The sequence below is a fragment of the Nesterenkonia sp. K-15-9-6 genome (genome assembly GCF_052656005.1).
The window spans coordinates 215,109-234,679 of record NZ_JBQYEY010000001.1; the positions used below are offsets into that span (position 1 = coordinate 215,109).

16 protein-coding genes are annotated in these 19,571 nt (G+C 68.9%); 7 read left to right on the plus strand and 9 right to left on the minus strand.

Features of this window, described 5'->3' with window-relative positions:
- Positions 1 to 79: 79 nt before the first annotated feature.
- Entirely contained in the window at positions 80 to 1,879 is a 1,800-nt protein-coding gene (locus SD455_RS00915; protein ID WP_445506982.1) for a protein kinase domain-containing protein, read from the minus strand.
- A 92-nt stretch (positions 1,880 to 1,971) separates the two neighbouring features.
- Here SD455_RS00915 and lipB point away from each other — a divergent pair, with 92 nt between their 5' ends.
- From lipB to SD455_RS00950, 7 genes are all read left to right on the plus strand, one after another.
- Positions 1,972 to 2,655, plus strand: a complete 684-nt coding sequence (lipB, locus tag SD455_RS00920; protein WP_311024339.1) for a lipoyl(octanoyl) transferase LipB — start codon at positions 1,972 to 1,974, stop codon at positions 2,653 to 2,655.
- Positions 2,652 to 3,659 (plus strand): lipoyl synthase, encoded by a 1,008-nt coding sequence (lipA, locus tag SD455_RS00925; protein ID WP_344682919.1) that lies wholly within the window; start codon positions 2,652 to 2,654, stop codon positions 3,657 to 3,659. Before lipB ends, lipA begins: the two co-directional genes overlap by 4 nt.
- Positions 3,660 to 3,815: 156 nt before the next feature.
- Positions 3,816 to 4,616, plus strand: a complete 801-nt coding sequence (locus SD455_RS00930) for a DUF4191 domain-containing protein (RefSeq protein ID WP_083277471.1) — start codon at positions 3,816 to 3,818, stop codon at positions 4,614 to 4,616.
- A gap of 374 nt (positions 4,617 to 4,990) precedes the next feature.
- Positions 4,991 to 5,620 carry a 30S ribosomal protein S4 gene (gene rpsD, locus SD455_RS00935; protein ID WP_070159929.1) on the plus strand — a complete coding sequence of 210 codons (630 nt, stop codon included), beginning with the start codon at positions 4,991 to 4,993 and terminating at the stop codon, positions 5,618 to 5,620.
- 200 nt (positions 5,621 to 5,820) lie between these two features.
- Positions 5,821 to 8,532: an alanine--tRNA ligase gene (gene alaS, locus SD455_RS00940; RefSeq protein WP_445506983.1), complete on the plus strand. Its 2,712-nt coding sequence runs from the start codon at positions 5,821 to 5,823 to the stop codon at positions 8,530 to 8,532.
- Positions 8,525 to 9,094, plus strand: a complete 570-nt coding sequence (gene ruvX / locus SD455_RS00945; RefSeq protein WP_445506984.1) for a Holliday junction resolvase RuvX — start codon at positions 8,525 to 8,527, stop codon at positions 9,092 to 9,094. The genes alaS and ruvX overlap by 8 nt, the downstream gene beginning before the upstream one ends.
- Positions 9,095 to 9,202: 108 nt before the next feature.
- A complete protein-coding gene (locus SD455_RS00950) occupies positions 9,203 to 9,973 on the plus strand; it encodes a hypothetical protein (RefSeq protein ID WP_445506985.1) in 771 nt (256 codons plus the stop codon).
- Here SD455_RS00950 and SD455_RS00955 read toward each other — a convergent pair.
- From SD455_RS00955 to SD455_RS00990, 8 genes are all read right to left on the minus strand, one after another.
- Entirely contained in the window at positions 9,937 to 12,303 is a 2,367-nt protein-coding gene (locus tag SD455_RS00955) for a RelA/SpoT family protein (RefSeq protein WP_070159934.1), read from the minus strand. The genes SD455_RS00950 and SD455_RS00955 overlap by 37 nt on opposite strands.
- Positions 12,304 to 12,390: 87 nt before the next feature.
- Entirely contained in the window at positions 12,391 to 13,551 is a 1,161-nt protein-coding gene (secF, locus tag SD455_RS00960; protein ID WP_070159936.1) for a protein translocase subunit SecF, read from the minus strand.
- A complete protein-coding gene (gene secD / locus SD455_RS00965; protein ID WP_445506986.1) occupies positions 13,551 to 15,698 on the minus strand; it encodes a protein translocase subunit SecD in 2,148 nt (715 codons plus the stop codon). The genes secF and secD overlap by 1 nt, the downstream gene beginning before the upstream one ends.
- 124 nt (positions 15,699 to 15,822) lie before the next feature.
- Entirely contained in the window at positions 15,823 to 16,143 is a 321-nt protein-coding gene (locus tag SD455_RS00970) for a preprotein translocase subunit YajC (RefSeq protein WP_070159940.1), read from the minus strand.
- Between the two features lie 159 nt (positions 16,144 to 16,302).
- Complete coding sequence (gene ruvB / locus SD455_RS00975; RefSeq protein WP_070159942.1) at positions 16,303 to 17,376, minus strand: Holliday junction branch migration DNA helicase RuvB; 1,074 nt, start codon at positions 17,374 to 17,376, stop codon at positions 16,303 to 16,305.
- Entirely contained in the window at positions 17,373 to 17,996 is a 624-nt protein-coding gene (ruvA, locus tag SD455_RS00980) for a Holliday junction branch migration protein RuvA (RefSeq protein ID WP_445506987.1), read from the minus strand. Before ruvA ends, ruvB begins: the two co-directional genes overlap by 4 nt.
- A gap of 67 nt (positions 17,997 to 18,063) precedes the next feature.
- Positions 18,064 to 18,777, minus strand: a complete 714-nt coding sequence (ruvC, locus tag SD455_RS00985) for a crossover junction endodeoxyribonuclease RuvC (RefSeq protein WP_445506988.1) — start codon at positions 18,775 to 18,777, stop codon at positions 18,064 to 18,066.
- Between the two features lie 10 nt (positions 18,778 to 18,787).
- Positions 18,788 to 19,546 (minus strand): YebC/PmpR family DNA-binding transcriptional regulator, encoded by a 759-nt coding sequence (locus SD455_RS00990; RefSeq protein ID WP_344682941.1) that lies wholly within the window; start codon positions 19,544 to 19,546, stop codon positions 18,788 to 18,790.
- Positions 19,547 to 19,571 lie beyond the last annotated feature (25 nt).

Here is a 19,571-nt window from a genome sequence, read left to right on the forward strand (position 1 = left end):
TCGGCGTCGGTCGGCCGCTCTGACGGTCGCTCGATGCCCGCGAGGCCTCGACGCTCCCCGGGCGGGGTGATCCCCGTGATCATCCCGCCAGGGGAGCGTCGTCGTCTGGGCGGATGTCCTCCCCTCTGCCGGCATCGTCGTGCCGGCCGGACGTGTTCGGGAGGCCGACGTCCTGGACCGTATGCAGCCGCCATCCCGCCTCGGTGCGGTGCAGCACGAGCCGTACGGTCTGCTCCCGACCTGCTCCGTCGTCGAGGCCGTCGATCCGGATCTCAGCCGTGATGTGGGCAGTCTCCCCCTGCGCCGCCGATGCGCCCGGATCCGGCGCGTACTCCGCCTCGCCGACCGGGAGGATCTCCATCCTCGCGCTGTCATGGGCCTGCCCCCGGGAGTGCATCTGCTCCATGAGATGCTTCTCGGAGGCTTCAGCCGGTGAACCGGCGACCACGTAGCGCTGGACGTCAGGCTCCCCGGGGTTCTGCAGGGCAGACGTCCGCAGCATGGCCAGGCCGTCCAAGGCCATCAGCGGATCATCCTGCCGCAGCAGCCGCTCGGCCTCCGCGCCGGAGGGCTGCCCGCTCTCGGCCGCAGGGTCCGTTCTGCCGTCACCCGTTCTGCCGTCACCCGTTCTGCCGTCACTGGGCTCGCTGTCACCCGGTTCGCCGTCACCCGGCTCGCTGGTGTCATCCGGCGCACCGTCGTCGAGGCCTGCTCCGAAGACATCCTCGTCATCGGGTGACAGACCGTCCTGGCGCGGTTCGCTCAGCGCTGCGGCGCCCAGTCCCAGCAGCAGGACCGCAGCGCTGACCCCTGCCACCAGACGTTGCCGACGTCGGCGCGTCACACCCCGTTCTCGGGCGCCCGGCCGGACCGTGGGAAGCTCGGGCAGCACATCGTCGTCGACATACGCCGCCAGGTCGAGCGGTTCCGGCGCGGCGCACCGATGCAGCTCCGCGGCGAAGGCCCGGGCAGCGGGCCGTTCGTCCGCAGCTTCGGACAGAGCCTCTTCCAGCAGCCGGATGAGACGACTCGGCGCCTCGGGACACAGCGTCCCCAAGGGAGGCCTCCTCCGTCCGACGGCCGGTGCCGAGCCGGTCAGCGCGCACCAGGCGACGGCCGCCAGCCCGTACACGTCAGCCTCCGGCGCGAGGCTTGCGTCCCATGCCCTCTGGCGGCGCCCGTGCTCAGCAGACCGCAGGGCGGACGTGCGTTCCGGGGCCGCGAATCCCTGTGTCGCGGCCGGGATCGGCGATGCGCCCAGCAGCTGCGCATCGCCGAGGTCTCCCAACGCAGGCCGTCCGTCCGGCGCAAGCAGCACGTTGCCCGGCGAGACGTCCCCGTGGGCGACCCCCGCGGCGTGGAGATGCGCCAGGGCTTGGGCCACGGGCGACAGGACCGTCACCGTCTCCCCGACGGAGAGCGTGCCGCGGGCGGCGAGGAGACGCCCCAGCGAACCCGCGGTGTATGCCTCGAGGATCAGGCCCGGCCCCGCCGAGGTGTCGGTCCAGCCGTACACGGTGACGAGATGCTCATGGTGCAGTCGACGCACGGCGTTCAGCTCGGCGGATCGCCAGGCGCCTGCTCCGCTCTCCAGGATCTGCCCCGCCCCGTGCGGCTCACTGCGGATCTTCACGGCCACTGTGCGGTCCGCAGGCGCCGCGCCGGCCCAGTGCGGACCGTCACCGGTCACCTCGGCCAGCCACACGGTGGAGGACCCTCCGAGGCCCAGCAGGCGCCGCAGACTCAGCCCCTCGGCCTCAGGGGGAGCTCCTCGCCGTGGGGCCGCCCGGGTGGGTGTCCGGGTGGGTGTCCTCCGGTGCCCCGCCGCAGCGTCGTCGTCACCGGCCATGTCCGGTCCGGATGTCGTGTTGCTGATCATGACGACCAGCCTGCCGCAGTCGAGGACAGCCTGCAGGCGTTTTCCACAGGCTCCCGTCCCACGGTGCGCTCCGTTCGGACTAGGGTGGAGCCATGGACCTCGCATTCCGGAGGCTCGGCTTCCACCCTGACGTGGTGGACTACGCCGAGGCCCTCGACATCCAGAGGCGGCTGCACGCGGAGGTGCTCGCCGACGAGTCACCCTCGACCGTGCTGCTGCTCGAGCACGAAGACGTCTACACGGCCGGCCGTCGCACCGAGCCGGAGGATCGCCCCCGAGACGGCACACCCGTGGTCGACGTCGACCGCGGAGGGAAGATCACCTGGCACGGCAGAGGACAGCTGGTCGGCTATCCGATCCTCAAGCTTGCCGAACGGGCGATGGTGAAGGGCTATGTGGCCGCCCTGGAGGAGATCATCATCCGGGTGCTGGACCAGGAGTTCGGTCTCCGATCGACCACGGTGGAGGGCCGATCCGGGGTCTGGATGACCGACGGCCCGCGGGACCGGAAGATCGCGGCGATCGGGCTGCGCGTGCACAGATCGGTGACGATGCACGGCTTCGCGCTGAACTGCTCGAACAGTCTCGCTCCGTTCGAGAACATCATCCCCTGCGGCATCGCCGACGCCGACACCACCACCATCAGCGCCGAGGTGGGCACCGAGGTCACACCGGCTGACATCGTCGATCCCATCGCCGCCCAGCTCGCCGCCGAGCTGCCGCGGTTCCTCAGCGTGACTGAGAACATCCCTGCTGCAGAAGGAGTCCTGTCGTGACCATCGCCCCCGAAGGCCGTCGCATGCTTCGTGTGGAGGCGCGAAACTCCGAGGTGCCGGTCGAGCGGAAGCCCGCCTGGATGCGGACCAAGGTCAAGATGGGTCCGGAGTTCGCGGAGATGAAGAAGCGGGTCGGCTCGAAGGGCCTCCACACGGTCTGCGAGGAGGCCGGCTGCCCGAACATCTTCGAATGCTGGGAGGACCGAGAGGCCACGTTCCTCATCGGTGGATCGGCCTGCACCCGCCGGTGCGACTTCTGCGAGATCGACACCGGGCGTCCGCAGCCTGTGGACGAAGGAGAGCCGCTCCAGGTGGCCGAGTCGGTCCGAGAGATGAATCTGCGCTACGCCACGGTGACCGGTGTGGCCCGTGACGACCTCCCGGACGAGGGTGTCTGGCTCTACGCGGAGACCATCCGCAAGATCCATGAGCTGAACCCGGGCACGGGAGTCGAGATCCTCATCCCCGACTTCTCCGGCAAGGAGGAGAACATCGCGGCGATCTGCGAGGCCGCACCAGAGGTGTTCGCGCACAACGTGGAGACCGTGCCGCGCATCTTCCGGCGCATCCGCCCCGCGTTCCGTTACGAACGCTCCCTGGACGTTCTCACCCAGGGGCGTGGCCACGGCATGATCACCAAGTCCAACCTCATCCTGGGCATGGGAGAGACCCGGGAGGAGATCACCGAAGCCCTCCAGGACCTCCACGACGCCGGCTGTGACCTGATCACCATCACCCAGTACCTGCGGCCCACACCCCGTCACCTGCCGGTGGACCGGTGGCTCAAGCCGCAGGAGTTCCTCGAGATCTCCGAGGAGGCCGAGGAGATCGGCTTCCTGGGCGTGATGTCCGGCCCACTGGTCCGCTCCTCCTACCGCGCCGGTTCCCTCTGGGCCAAGGCCATGCACAAGAAGGGTCGGGAGATCCCGCCCGAGTTGGCCCACATCCAGCCCTCGGGCACCACCCGACAGGAGGCCGCGACGTTGGTGGCCGCCGGGCACTGACCTGGCGGGTCCTGGGTTCAGTCCTGGGCTCAGTCCGGGTTCGGATGCTCGTGCCCCCCGTGGGTGGGCCCGTCGCCGGACGGACCTTCGCTCTCGATGGGGTACGGGCGCACCCCGGCCTGCCCACCTCCCGCAACACGGTAGACTGGACTCACTATGGCACCAGCTGACTCCCCCACTCCCCAGGTCTCGTCGAAGGCAGAGGCGAAGGCCGAGCTGAAGAAGCTCAAGGCCCAGCAGAAGGCCGAGAAGCAGGAACGCAAGGCACGGAAGAAGTCGAACAAGAAGGAAGGCTTCTTCGCCCGGATCAAGTCGGTCTTCGACATGACCCGGGCCCACGACCCCAACATCGGGTGGTGGATGGCGCTGGCATTCCTGGTCGCCTTCGCCGTCTCCGCCGTGGTGGTGGGACTGCTCCTCAACTGGGTGACCGGTGTGCTCTTCGGCCTGCCGATGGGTCTTCTGGCCGCCATGATCGTCATGAACCGCCGTGCGGAGAAGGCGGCGTTCGCGCGGATCGAAGGGCGCCCCGGAGCGGCGGCGGCCGCGCTCGGCACGCTGCGCCGCGGCTGGATCGTCGTCGAAGAGCCTGTCGCCATGGACCCCAAGACACAGGCGGCGATCTTCCGGGTCGTCGGACGTCCCGGTCTGGTGCTCGTCACGGACGGCCCGGCCGGCCCCGTGCGCAAGATGGTGCCCAAGACACGCAAGCGGTTCAGCCCCATCCTTCGTGACACCGGCGTGCCGATCCACGTGATCGAGACCGGCAACGGCGAAGGCCAGGTCCCCCTTCCCAAGCTGACCAAACACATCAAGAAGCTGGACAAGGCGTTGACCAAGCACGAGGTCAGCGCCCTGGAGCAGCGCCTGGCGGCCCTGCCGATCTCGCGCCCCCCGATTCCGAAGGGTGTGGACCCCTACCGACTCCGCCCCGACCGCAAGGCGATGCGCGGCTGATCCGCATCTGTCGACCATGAACGACCATGAGCTGGGGTCGGCCCGATCGTCATGTTCGGGCCGGCCCCAGCTCATGCTAGACTGGTCTGCTGTCTGGCAGGCGCCGTCAGCGCCCCGCTCCACGCGGGACGCACCTTGGAGATCCTCCACGTCGACTCCCTGAGCCCCGCGCCGCGTGCGCGAACCGCCGCAGGGAGTCTTCACGTGTGGACGGCGCCGCAGTGAGCGAGCACTCGGCGACTCGCGCTCTCCGGTCTGGGATCCCGGAGGCCAGGTCATCGTCCGTTCTTCGGGCCGTCGCATGCGACGGCCCGGGGTGCCCCGGACGGTGGATCAACAGAACCTGCCGACTGATACGAGAGAGAGGCACCTCCATGCCCACCACCCCCCTGCGCGGTCGTCGCACCGTGAAGGCGTCGCGCGCCCTCGGAATCGCGCTGACCCCCAAGGCCCAGAAGTACCTGGACCGTCGCCCCTACGGCCCCGGCCAGCACGGCCGCACCCGCCGCAAGACCGACTCCGACTACGCGGTGCGTCTGCGCGAGAAGCAGCGTCTGCGCGCCCAGTACGGCATCCGTGAGGCCCAGATGGTGCGGTACTTCGAAGAGGCCAAGCGCCGCGACGGCCTGACCGGTGAGAACCTCATCGAGCTGCTCGAGTCCCGGCTCGACGCCCTGGTGCTGCGTGCCGGCTTCGCCCGCACGATCGCCCAGGCGCGGCAGTTCGTGGTGCACCGCCACATCACCGTCAACGGCAAGCGCGTGGACCGTCCGTCCTTCCGCGTGAAGCCCGGCCAGGTCATCCAGGTGCACGAGCGCTCGGAGAAGTTCGAGCCGTTCCAGGTGGCCGCCTCCGGTGCTCACCAGGACGTGCTGCCCGCGGTCCCCGGCTACCTGACCGTGGAGATCGACAAGCTCCAGGCGACCCTGTCCCGCGCACCCAAGCGTGAGGAAGTCCCGGTCACCTGCGAAGAGCAGCTCGTCGTCGAGTACTACGCCCGCTGATCATCGGCGGACCCCTCAGGATGCCAGCATCCTGAACCGCAGAGCCCGTCGCGATTCCTCCTCTGGTGCGGAGTCGCGACGGGCTCTTCGTCTCTGGGTCGGCACGGCCGACCTGATTGCGCCCCCATACCCTCTAGACTTGTTCCGGCGTCCTGGACGCCGCGCCGACCGCAACGCCCGCAGGAGGACCGCAGATTCTCATGAAGACCGAGGACATCACCCGCACGTGGTACGACTACTTCGCCGCGAAGGGCCATGAGCGTGTCCCCTCGGCGTCGCTGATCTCACCGGACCCCTCCGTCCTGTTCACCATCGCCGGCATGGTGCCCTTCATCCCCTACTTCCTCGGCACCGAGAAGCCCCCCTATGACCGCGCTGTCTCCGTGCAGAAGTGCATCCGCACCGCCGACATCGAGGAGGTCGGCAAGACGGCCCGCCATGGGACCTTCTTCCAGATGTGCGGCAACTTCTCCTTCGGCGACTACTTCAAGGAGAAGGCCATCCCGATGGCCTGGGAGCTGCTGACCAGCCCTGTGGACGGCGACCCGGAGACGGGCGTGCGCGGGTTCGGCCTGGACCCGGATCGCCTGTGGATCACTGTCTACGAGAACGGCGACGAGCGCGACGACGAGGCCCGCCGCATCTGGGAGGAAGAGGTCGGAGTTCCGCACGAGCGAGTGATCGGCACGGGACCGGCCGACAACTACTGGAACACCGGTCAGCCCGGTCCGGGCGGCCCCTGCTCCGAGATCTACTACGACAGGGGCCCCGCCTATGGTGCCGACGGAGGCCCGGCCGTGGACGAGACCCGCTTCGTGGAGCTGTGGAACCTCGTCTTCATGCAGGATCGACTCTCCCAGGTCCACTCCAAGACCGAGTTCGAGATCGCCGGTCCGCTGCAGAACAGGAACATCGACACCGGTCTGGGCCTCGAGCGCCTCGCCATGGTGCTCCAGGGCGTGGAGAACATGTATGAGACCGACCAGGTGCGCCCTGTCCTCGACCGCGCGGCCGAGCTCGCTGGGGTGACCTACACCTCCACTGAGGATCCGGAGGACCCGAACCACGCCACTGACGTACGACTGCGCATGATCGCTGACCACGTGCGCAGCTCTCTGATGCTCATCTCTGACGGAGTGCGGCCGTCCAACGAAGGCGGCGGCTTCGTTCTGCGCCGTCTCATCCGCCGCGTCATCCTGGCCATGCGTCTGCTCGGTGTCGAGAGGCCGATCTTCGGAGAGCTCATCACCGTGTCCCGGGATGCGATGAAGGGCGTCTACCCCGATGTCGCGGAGAGGTTCGAGACGATCCATCAGGTCTCTGTGAAGGAGGAGCAGGCCTTCCTGCGCACCATCTCGGCCGGCACCGCCAAGCTGGACAGCGCCGTCAGCGCGGCCCGGTCGACGGGTGCGCCGCTGTCCGGCGCCGACGCCTTCGCCCTGCACGACACCTACGGCTTCCCGATCGACCTCACCCTGGAGATGGCTGCCGAAGCCGGTGTCGACGTCGATGAGGACCGCTTCCGGGACCTGATGACGGAGCAGCGGGAACGTGCTCGCGCCGACGCCAAGGGGAAGAAGTCCGGCCACGCTGACACCGAGGTCTACTCCCAGCTGCGCGGTGACAGCCCCACTCACTTCACCGGTTACACCGAGCACACCACAGAATCCACGATTCGAGGACTCGTCGTCGACGGAACCGCGGCCGACCGAGCCTCCGCGGGACAGGAGGTGGAGATCGTCCTCGATGCCACCCCGTTCTACGCGGAGGCCGGAGGTCAGGCCGCCGACACCGGCCGGATCACCGGCGACGGCTTCGAGCTCGAGGTCACCGACGTCCAGTCCCCCATCAGCGGTCTGTCTGTGCACCGCGCCCGTGTGGTGCACGGTGAGGTGCCGGCCGGTGCGGAGGCCCTGGGCACGATCGACCTGCGCCGCCGTCTGGACGCCCAGAAAGCACACTCAGCCACGCACATCATCCATGCGGCCCTGCACGACGTGCTCGGCCCGCAGGCGGTCCAGGCCGGCTCCTTCAACAAGGAGGGATACCTCCGCTTCGACTTCACCGCGGAGGACGCCATGAGCTCCTCCGCCCGCCAGGAGCTCGAGGAGATCGCCAACCTCGCCATCAGGGACAACCACCACGTGAGCACCCAGGTGATGTCCCTGGAGGACGCCCAGGCGATGGGTGCCATGATGCTCTTCGGCGAGAAGTACGGAGAGAAGGTGCGCGTGGTGGAGATGAACGGCGCCTGGTCCCGCGAGCTCTGCGGAGGGACCCACGTGGGCTCCACCGCGGAGATCGGGACGCTGGCACTGATGAGCGAAGCCTCAGTCGGATCCGGCAACCGTCGAGTGGAGGCCCTGGTGGGCATGGACGCCTTCCAGCACTTCGCCGCCGAGCGGACGCTGGTCAACCAGCTCACCGACATGTTGAAGGTCCCCGCCGATCAGGTGCCGGACCGCATCTCCAGCACGCTGCAGAAGCTCAAGGAGACCGAACGCGAGCTCGAGCGGATGCGGGCCGAGCAGCTGCGGGCTCAGTCCGCGGACCTCGTCACCCGGGCAGTCGACGCGGCCGGGGTCGACGTCCTCGCCCATGACGCCGGCCCGGTCGCCAGCAGTGACGATCTGCGCGGTCTCGCCCTCGACCTGCGGCAGCGCTTCGGCTCGCGCGCTGCCGTCGTGGCCCTCGCGGGGCAGGCGAAGGGTCGCCCGCTGATCGTGGTCGCCACCACCGAGGCCGCCCGGTCGGAGGGCGTCCAGGCCGGCGCGCTGGTGAAGGAGGCCTGCGCGGTGCTCGGCGGCGGTGGCGGCGGCAAGCCCGACGTCGCTCAGGGCGGCGGTCAGAATGCCGAGAAGATCGGCGAGGCCCTCGACGGCGTCGTCCGGTCCGTCCGCACCCGTGGCTGAGGCCTTCCCGGGGTCCGACTCCGCGCAGCGGGGCAGCGGGGAGACCGGACCCGGCGCCCGACCCCCACGGCCCGGGGTGCGTCTGGCAGTCGACGTCGGTGACGCCCGCGTCGGTCTGGCCGCCTCGGATCCTGACGCCCTCGTGGCCACCCCGGTCATGACGTTGCGTCGGGACCACCGACGCCGCTCGGACATCCGCATGCTGGTCAAGATCGCCCGTGACCGCGACGCCCGGGTGATCTATGTCGGTCTGCCCCTCTCGCTCTCCGGCGGGGAGACGGCCTCGACCCAGAAGGCCCGCGACTACGCCGCGGCGTTGGTGCGCCGCCTGGATCAGGCGGAGCTGCCGATCCCCGTGCACCTGATCGACGAGCGGCTCTCCACCGTCTCGGCGGCGGAGAAGATGCGGGCCTCCGGTGTGGAGGCCCGGCACCAGCGGGATCGGATCGACCAGGCGGCGGCCGTGGAGATCCTCACGCAGGCGCTGGATATCCGCCGAGCCCAAGGACGCGAACCGGGCGAAGCGGTGATCGCGGCGCCGCCGGCCGACCCCGTCTCCTGAGACGACGTGGCGGTCCTGCAGACCAGCCGATCCTCCACAGGGGCCCCGTTGTCCACAGGCATGCGGAACAGAGCCCCACCGTCTCGGGAGATGAGGCAGGCTGGTGGCATGGTCTTCCACGATGCCGGTCTCGCCGCACACTCAGCTGTTCCGGCAGCGCGCGCCCCGATCGCCACCGCCGCCTCGCCGCGCCCCCTTCAGGAGCTCTACCGGGCGGGTGCCCCGTTCAGCGGCGCCGAGCTGCAGGCCCTGTCTGCGGAAGGGGCGGTGCAGCACCTCATCTCCGATGTCTACGCGGTGGCCTGGTTGCGCCAGTCGCCGGCCGTGCGGGCACGGGCGGCGATGATGCTGCTCCCCTGCCGGGCACAGGGCCGCGCCGTGCTCTGCGGGGAGACCGCCGCCTGGGTGCATCTCGGGGGCGCAGCGGGATCTCGCCTCACTCTGATCTCTCAGAGCCTGCGCCGCCGAGGCGGGGACGCGGAGATGTGGCAGGTCCATCAGGTGGCGCTCTCCGACGAGGACGTGTCCGTGGTCTCGGGGGTCGGAGTGACCACACCGTTGCGCACGGCCGCAGACCTCTTCCTCGGGCTGGGCGCAGCAGACGGGCGGAGAGCGTTGGACGTGCTGGCCGCCGAATCGATCTACACCCGGCGGCCGGAGGTGGCGGCCGCGGCCGGGGTCCACGAGCCGGCCTGGCTGAGACGCTGGTGGCTGGTGGCAGATCTGCTGCACGCCCGGCGACGAGACGTCGATGCTGAGGCGCTCACCGAACGACTGCTGGCGCGGATGCGCGGCGGGCGGACCCACGAGCACCGTCTGGAGTTGATTCCCGACCTGGTGGCTCAGTGCGCGTCGCGACGCCGACCGACCGTGCGATAGACGTCGTAGACTCCGTCGATGCGTCGCACGGAGTTGAGCACATGGTTCAGGTACCGGGGGTCCCCCATCTCGAACGAGAAGCGAGAGATCGCCACCCGGTCTCGGGAGGTCTGGACACTGGCGGAGAGGATGTTGACCTGCGACTCGGCCAGCACCCGCGTGACGTCAGAGAGCAGGGACTTTCGGTCCAGCGCCTCCACCTGGATCTCCACCAGAAACACGGACGTCTTGGTGGGGGCCCATTCCACCTCCACCAGCCGCCCGGGCTGCTCCCGGAGCTGCTGGACGTTCCGGCAGTCGGCCCGGTGCACGGAGACCCCCTGCCCCCGGGTCACGAAGCCCTCGATCTCATCGGGCGGCACTGGCGTGCAGCAGCGTGCGAGCTTCGCCAGCACATTGCCTGCGCCCTTGACGATGACACCGGCGTCCGAGTACTGGCTCGCCGGGGTCACCGGGGAGGTGATGGGCGTGGTGTCGTGCTCCTCGGAGTCCTCCTCCTCCGGCTCGACGAGGGCGGTGAGGTGCTCGATGACGTTCTGCGTGGAGACATGGTTGTCCCCCACACCCGCATACAGGCCGGAGATGTCCGGATAGTGCAGCTGCTCGGCGACCTCGGCGAGGACGTCCGGATTCATGACCTTCTGCAGCTGGAGATTGGACTTTCGGATGGCCTTGGTGAGATCGTCCTTGCCGCGTTCGATGGACTCCTCGCGGCGCTCCTTGGAGAACCACTGGCGGATCTTGTTGCGCGCCCGCGCGCTCTTGACGAACTGCTGCCAGTCGCTGCTGGGACCTGCACCTTCGGCCTTCGAGGTGAAGATCTCCACCCAGTCGCCGTGCTGCAGCTCCGAGTTCAGCGGGACCAGCTTCCCGTTGACCCGGGCGCCGATGGTCTTGTGACCGACGTCCGTGTGGATGGCGTAGGCGAAGTCCACCGGAGTGGCGCCCGCGGGCAGGGCCATGACCTCGCCCTTCGGAGTGTAGACGAAGACCTCTTTGGCGTTGATCTCATAGCGCAGCGACTCGAGGAACTCGTCGGGGTCCTTGGTCTCCGACTGCCAGTCGACCAGGGAGCGCAGCCACCCGATGTCGGCCGTGGTCTGGCTCTGCTGGGTCGCCACGTCCGGAGTGCGGCCTCCGGCATCGCCGCCCTGTCCGGCCTCGGCCGCGGCGGATCTACCGGACTTCTGCTTGTACTTCCAGTGGGCCGCCACACCGTACTCGGCCCGTCGATGCATGTCATAGGTGCGGATCTGGATCTCCACCGGTTTGCCCTGTGGCCCGATCACCGTGGTGTGCAGCGACTGGTACATGTTGAACTTCGGCATCGCGATGTAGTCCTTGAACCGCCCCGGCAGGGGGTTCCAGCGCGCATGCAGCGCACCCAGGGCGCCGTAGCAGTCCCGGACGGAGTCCACCAGGACCCGTACGCCCATCAGGTCGTGGATGTCGTCGAAGTCCTTCCCGCGGACGATCATCTTCTGATAGATGGAGTAGTAGTGCTTCGGGCGGCCCGTGATGGTGGCGGCGATGCTGGCCTCGTTGAGGTCGTCGGCGATCGTCTCGCGCACCTCCGAGAGGAATTTCTCACGTTGCGGGGTCCGGTCCCCGACCAAACGCACGATCTCCTCATAGACCTTGGGGTAGAGCGCCGCGAAGGAGAGGTCCTCCAACTCCCACTTGATGGTGTTCATGCCGAGCCGGTGCGCCAGCGGCGAGAAGATCTCCAGGGTCTCCTTGGCCTTGCGGGCGCTGGACTCGGCCGGCACATAGCGCCACGTGCGGGCGTTGTGCAGGCGGTCGGCGAGCTTGATCATGAGCACCCGGATGTCCTTGGCCATCGCCAGGACCATCTTCCGGACCGTCTCTGCCTGGGCCGCGTCGCCGAACTTGAGCTTGTCCAGCTTGGTGACGCCGTCCACCAGCAGGGCGATCTCCTCGCCGAAGTCGGCGGTGAGCTGGTCGAGGCTGTAGTCGGTGTCCTCGACGGTGTCGTGGAGCAGCGCGGCCGCCAACGTGGAGCCGGTCAGCCCGAGCTCTGCCAGGATGGTCGCGACGGCGACGGGGTGCGTGATGTAGGGGTCGCCGCTCTTGCGCTTCTGGTCACGATGGTGGTGGTTCGCCACTTCGAAGGCGCGCTGGATCAGCGGGAGGTCCTGCTGCCCGCCATTGGCACGCATGGCGCGCAGCAGGGGCTCCAGAAGCGGCGAGGACCCGGAGTCGACGACGCCGACGGCGCGGGCGCGCCGGACGGCCGGTGCGGGCGGACTGGCCGCTGTCACCGACGTCGTGGCGTCGGTCTGGCCCCGGCGGGCGCCGTCGTCGTTCACCAACTTACGAACCTGCTCTCGGAGACGACATGATCAGGAGGTGTGTCGGCAATTGTACCCCTGGACGCCCCCTGCCATCGCAGCCCGTCATCGCCGTACGTCATCACCTGCTGAGGCGTCACCGTCGGGCTCCATGCCGGTGATGACGATCTCGAAGGCCTCCTCGTCGACCTCGACCTCCTCCGGCTCGGGCTCAGGCAGCGGCGGGAACGGCGTGGGGCGACCATGCTCGTCCAGTGCCGTGCCGGAGAGGGTCACCGACAACACGCCACGTTCCTCGCGGAGCCGGAGGACTTCCTCGGTGTGCGCGACGATGTCGGCGTCGTTCCGGCGCATCCGGGCATAGAGGGGTGCCTGGACGAAGATCGTGGCGAACGTGCCGACGATGACGCCCACGAAGAGCGCCAGTGAGATGTCTCGCAGCGTGCCCGCACCCAGCAGCCATGCACCGATGAAGAGGATCGAGCCGACGGGAAGGATGCCCACCACAGAGGTGTTGATGGAACGGACCAGGGTCTGGTTGACGGCCAGATTGACCCGCTCCGTGAAGGTCTGATCCTTCTGCTGCCGCAGGGGTTGGACGTTCTCCCGGATCTTGTCGAAGACCACCATGGTGTCGTAGAGCGCGTAGGACAGAATGGTGAGGAATCCGATGATCGCGCTGGGGGTCACTTCGAAGTTGGTCGCCGAGTAGATTCCGGCCGTGGTGATCACCACGAAGCCGAGGCCGAGGATGGCGGCCAACGACATCTTCCAGGTGCGGAAGTACAGGGCCATGTAGAGCGCGACGAGGATGATGAAGATCACCAGCCCCAGCATCATCTGCTCGGAGACCTGTTCGCCCCACGTGGGGCCGATGAACGTGGAGGTCACCTGGTCGGCACTGACGCCGTAGCCTTCCTGCAGGGCTTCGGCGACCTCGAGGGTCTCGTCATCGGTGAGCTCCTCGGTCTGCACCCTCACGGTGTTCGCCGCGATGTTCGTGACGGTGGCGTCCTGGCCGGAGACCTCGGCGACCGCGTCCTCGCCGACGGCGATGTCGGTCTCCTCGGTCTGGGAGATCGTGAACTGAGAGCCTCCCGTGAACTCGATGCCCAGGTTGAACCCGCCTCTGACGAACGGGATGGCGACCGAGACCAGCACCACGAGGGCGGCCAGGAGGAACCACAGGTTCGACTTCTGGATGAACGGGTAGGCCCGCTCACCCGTGTAGAGCTGGTTGCCGGCCTTGGCGAAACCTGCAGCCATCAGCGGTCCTCCTCGTCGGTCTCGGTGCGGGTGACGGTCTCAGGGTCCGTGACATCCCCCGGCTCGCCGTCCTGCGGGGGATCCTCGGCCGCCCGGGAGGTACGGCGCGCGTGGAGCGCGCGGGCCCGCCGTCGCTCGGCGATGGTCAGCCCCGGGGCTTCGGGGTCGGCCCCCGCTGGTGGCTGGGAGGCGCCCTGCTCCGGATGGTCGACGATGGCGTCGTCCTGCTCCGGATGGTCGACGATGGCGGCGTCCTGCCCCGGATCGACCCCGGTCCCCGGGCCCCCTTCGGTGTCGAGGGTCAGCGTGCTGGTCGCTGTGGCCTGGGAGACGCTGACCGCAGAGGTGCCTCCGGCGGATTCGTCCCCCGCGGCGTCCTGACCACGCGGCGTCGCCGCGGCACGGTCCGGTGAGACGGCACCGGTCGGTTCGGCCACTGCCGGAAGCACCGACCGGCGGGCGAAACGCCCGGCGCCCCGATAGAGCATGTCCACCCCCAGCTCCTTCTCGGAGAGCCCGGAGAACCGGCGCCCGGAGGCGAAGAACCTCCGGCGGGCGATGATCTGCATCACCGGGTGGGTGAACAGGAAGACCAGGATGACGTCCAGGATCGCGGTGAGGCCCAGGGTGAAGGCGAAGCCGCGGACGTTGCCCACCGCCACCATGTAGAGGACGACGGCGGCGATGACGTTGACAGCCTTGGAGGCCAGGATCGTCCGGCGGGCACGGGCCCAGCCGTTCTCCACCGCCCCGGCCAGGGATCTGCCTTCGCGCAGCTCGTCCTTGATGCGTTCGAAGTAGACGATGAACGAGTCGGCAGTCAGACCGATCGAGACGATCAGACCCGCGATGCCGGCCAGCGAGAGGCGATACCCGTCGGACCAGCCGAGCAGCGCGATCGTCCACCAGGTGAGCACTCCGACGACTCCCAGGGAGGCGATCGTGACCAGACCCAGCGCCCGGTACTGGAACAATGCGTACCCGGCGACCAGGATCAGACCGATGATGCCGGCGAGCAGGCCGTTGCGCAGCTGATCGGCGCCGAGCGTCGCCGAGATCTGTTCCTCGGACTGGATCTCGAAGCTGACCGGCAGAGAGCCGTACCGCAGCTGCTCGGACAGGTTGCGCGCCTCATCCTCGGTGAAGTTTCCGGTGATCTGGGCTCGGCCGTCAGTGATCGGCGAGTTCATCCTCGGAGCGGAGATGACGCGGCTGTCCAGCACGATCGCGAACTGGTTGCGGACGCCCTCGAGCCCGTAGAGACGGGTGGAGGAGTCGCGGAACTCGGCGGTGCCGTCGCTGTCGAGCACGATGTCGACGGCCCAGCGTCCGGTCTGGCCTCCCGTAGGCGTCTGCTCCATCCCGAAGCCGGCGTCGTGGATATGGGTGCCCGGGACCTCCACGGGGCCGAGCAGGTACTTCATCCCGGTCTCGGGGTCACAGGTCACCAGTGGCTGATCGGAGTCGGCGGCCTCCCGCTCCTCGATGCTGACCTCACGGCTGCAGGTGAAGTTCGCGAAGTCGGCGGCGACATCCTGGGTGATCCAGTTCAGGTCGGAGGGGTCCTGCGGCTCTGCGGTGGGCTCTGGGAAGTCCTCCGGCTGGGCCTCGGCCCCCTCGCCTCCGGCGTCCTCCTCACCGGCGACGTCCTCGTCCTCCGTGGCCTCCTCCTGGGCTTCGGCCGCCTCTTCGAGCTCCTCGGCCTCCTCCTCAGGCATGCCTTCTTCGATCAGCTGGTCGATGTAGTCAGGATCCATCTCGGCCTGCAGCACCGGGCGGAACTCCATGTCGGCGGAGGCCTGGATGAGCTCGCGGGTCTCGGCATCCGGGGTGCCCGGCATGCCGACGACCACGTTCTCCGCTCCCTGAGTGGCGATCTCAGCCTCAGCCACACCGGTGCCGTCCACGCGCTGGCGGATGATCTCCACGGCCTGCTCGAGCTGCTCGCTGTCGAGCTGGTCGTCACCGTCCACATGCGGGGACAGGACCATCTGAGTGCCGCCCGAGAGGTCGAGCGCCAGCAGCGGCGCCCACTGGGCCCGGTCCTGGGAGACCCCGTAGGTCAGCAGTCCGCCCATCCCGAGGATGAGCACCAACAGTCCGATCAGGGCCGCGCGGGCGCGGGCCACCGGTGTGCTTGTCGCCATCAGGCTCTGGTCAACCTTCCGCTCGTCGGGTGCGTCGAGGGGCGCTGCGCGGTCACGCCGTCCCACCCCGTCAACACCACAGCCCGCTCACCGGTGCGGTGGCGGGCTGTGAAAAGGGAACTGGTCAGCGTTCCTCTGACTCCGGAGACTCAGGGGACTCCGGAGCGGGGTCCTCCGGCGACGCCGCCGGAGTCACCACATGCTGGACGGCGGGGAGCTGGAAGTCCACGCGGTCTCCGCCGGAGAACTCCAGGGTCACCCGCTGCTTCTCCTCGTCGCGGGCGACGACGGTGCCGACGACTCCGCCGGCCGTCACGACCTCCGCGCCCGGCACAGCACCGCTGATCGCGGCGGACTGTGCATCACGCATCTTCTTCCCGCGGCGGAAGGTCATCAGCATGAAGAGCGCGAGGATCGCGATCATGATCAGAAGGAAGGGATCCATCAGAGATCACCTCCTGCCGCGGCGTGAGCCTGCTGCACTGCCATGACGTGTGGTTCGTTCACCTGTGGGCCAATCTGTTCGATCGATGGGCAGCTCCGCGAAGGCGCCGAGCCTGGTCAGCTCGACCGCCGCCGTGGAGTCGTTCAACGCGACAGACTATCAGCTGTCGCCGAGGTCCCAGCGCGGATCCCCCGAGGACACGGCCTCCCGTCCGCTGTCAGCGGACTCGGGCGGCTTCAGGCCCAGGTGGCGCCAGGCTCCCTCCGTGGCGATGCGGCCCCGCGGCGTACGGGCGAGCAGCCCCTCCCGCACCAGGTACGGTTCGGCGACGGTCTCGACCGTCTCCGTCTCCTCCCCGACGAGGATCGCCAGCGTGGACAGACCCACCGGACCGCCGCGGAACGTGGTGCACAGGGCATGGAGCACCGCGCGGTCCAGACGGTCCAGACCGCGCCGATCCACCTCGTAGGTGTCCAGGGCCTGACCGGCGGCCTCACGGTCCACCAGGGGCACCCCGTGCACCAGAGCCCAGTCGCGCACCCGTCGCAGCAGTCGGTTCGCGATGCGCGGGGTCCCGCGTGATCGTGTGGCGATCTCCGCGAACCCGGCGTCGTCGACCTGCATGTCCAGCATCCCGGCCGAGCGCCGGAGAACCCGCTCCAACTCGTCGGCCGAGTAGTACTCGAGATGCCCCGTGAATCCGAAGCGATCCCGCAACGGGCCCGGCAGCAGCCCCGCGCGCGTGGTGGCGCCCACCAGGGTGAACGGCGGCAGCTCCAGCGGTATCGACGTGGCGCCGGCTCCCTTGCCGACGATGATGTCGACCCGGAAGTCCTCCATGGCCATGTAGAGCATCTCTTCGGCCGGTCGCGACATCCTGTGGATCTCGTCGATGAAGAGCACCTCCCCGTCGGTGAGCGAGGACAGGATGGCCGCGAGGTCGCCGGCATGCTGGATCGCCGGGCCGGAGGTGATGCGCAGTGCGGCATTCATCTCGCCGGCGATGATCATCGCCAGCGTGGTCTTCCCGAGCCCCGGTGGGCCGGACAGCAGCACATGGTCGGCCGCCGCTCCCCGCAGCCGCGAAGACTCCAGCACGAGTGAGAGCTGCCCGCGCACCGTGGACTGACCGACGAAGTCCTGCAGGGTCTTCGGCCGCAGCGCGGCCTCGAGCGCCTTCTCCTCGGCCGCAGGCGCCGTCCCGACCAGCTCCCGGGGATCCTCCGTGCTCATCGGCCGCTCCCCCCGGCAGAACCGAGCATCCGCAGGGTGTGCCGCAGGACCACCGGCACCTCGGCCTGCGCCAGCTCCGGCTCATCACGCAGCACCTGCTCGACGGCGCTTCGGGCGTCCTTCTCGGTCCAGCCGAGCGAGCTCAGCGCCTCCTGGACCTGCCCCGTGACCTCATCGGCTCGGGACGGTGCGGGGGTCGCAGGCTCGTCCGCCGGTTCGACGACGAGCTTGCCGGCGAGCTCGAGCAGGATCCGCTGAGCGGTCTTCTTCCCGATGCCGGGAACCTTCGTGAAGGCGGCGGTGTCGGAATCGGCGATCGCCTGACGCACCGCGGCCGGACTGTGCACACTCAGCACGGCCAGGGCCAGCCGAGGGCCGACCCCGGAGATCCCCAGCAGAGTGGTGAAGATCTCCCGCTCGCCGCCGTCGGCGAAGCCGAAGAGCAGCGGGGCGTCGTCCTGGCGCGGCACGAACGAGGTCTGCAGCCGGGTCTCCTGGCCCAGCCGCAGCTCTCCCAACGTCTGCGCGGTGGCCGTGACCTCGAGGCCGAACCCGGCCACCTCAACGATCGCATGATCGAGCCCCACGTGGAGCACCTCGCCCCGGATCGAAGAGATCATCGCTCACCCGTCCTGTCCGCTGTTCTGTCCGCCGCCGCATCGACGTTCGTACACATCTTCGAACAGACTACCGCCCCCGTCGGACGCTGCCCGGGCCGACTCGCCCGGACGCTCCGCCCCCGGCGCGCCTCTCGGCCTCCTGCCAGGCACGCTGGGCCGGTGTCATCCCCGAGGTGCCAGCGTCTGCAGCCCGCTGCAGAGCCGTCCGCGCCCCCTGGTGGGTCCGGGTCCCGGCCGCCATGTCATGGCGCGTGCCGATGCCGGACCGCCAGGCATGGCAGATGGCCACCGCATAGGCGTCGGTCGCGTCGACGGGCTTCGGCAGGGCGGGGAGCCGCAGGATCCGCTGCACCATGCGAGCCACGGCGGCTTTGTCGGCGGAACCGTCGTCGGTCACCGCCGCTTTGACCTCCGAGGGTGTATGCCAGGCCACCGGGATGCCCCGTGCGGCGGCGGCGGCGATGACCACCCCCGAGGCCTGCGCCGTGCCGACCACGGTGGGAGCGTTGTTCTGGGCGAACACCCGCTCGATGGCCAGCACGTCCGGAGCATAGGTGTCCAGCAGGGCCTCGGCGGCACGCTGGATCGCCAAGATGCGCTCCGCCAGATCCTGGTCCGAGCGGGTTCCGGTGACCTCCACGTGCACGGACTCGCCGGTGCGGTCCCGGTGCATCTCCACCACGGCGAAGCCGCAACGGGTCAGCCCGGGATCGACGCCGAGGATCCGCTGGGCCACCCGTGAGGTCCCGGCCGTGCCCCTCACCGGCACCGCTGACGCCATGGCCCGGCGATCAGCTCTCGGCGTCGAGCGCGGCGAGCGTGTCCGCGCTGAGGTCCGCGTTGGTGTGGACGTTCTGGACGTCGTCGAGATCCTCGAGCGCATCATGCAGCTTGAGGAACTTCTTGGCGGCATCGAGGTCGAGGTCCACCTTCACGTCAGAGACGAACTCGACCTCGTCCGACTCCACGGCGAGTCCTGCGTCTTCGAGGGCCTTGACGACCTCCTGCAGATCCTGCGGCTCAGACTGCACCTCGAACGTCTCCTCGTGCTCGATGACCTCCTCGACGCCGGCCTCCAGGACTGCGGCGAGCACGTCATCCTCGGTGAGCCCCTCCTTCGGCACGCTGACCACGCCCTTGCGCTGGAACATGTACGCCACCGACCCGGGATCCGCCACGGTGCCGCCCGACCGGGTCACCGCCACACGCACTTCCGAGGCAGCACGGTTGCGGTTGTCCGTGAGGCACTCCACGAGCAGCGCCGAGCCCTGCGGGCCACGCACCTCGTACATGATCTCCTCATACTCCACCGCATCGCCCGTCAGACCTGCCCCGCGCTTGATCGCCCGGTCGATGTTGTCGTTGGGGACCGAGTTCTTCTTGGCCTTGGAGACGGCGAGATCCAGCGCCGGGTTGCCCGCCGGATCCGGCCCGCCGTTGCGCGCCGCGACCTCGATCTGCTTGATGTAGCGGGCGTTGATCTTGGCGCGCTTGGCGTCCACAGCAGCCTTGCGGTGCTTGGTGTTGGCCCATTTGGAGTGGCCGGCCATAGTTCTCCGATCTCGTCAGTCAGGG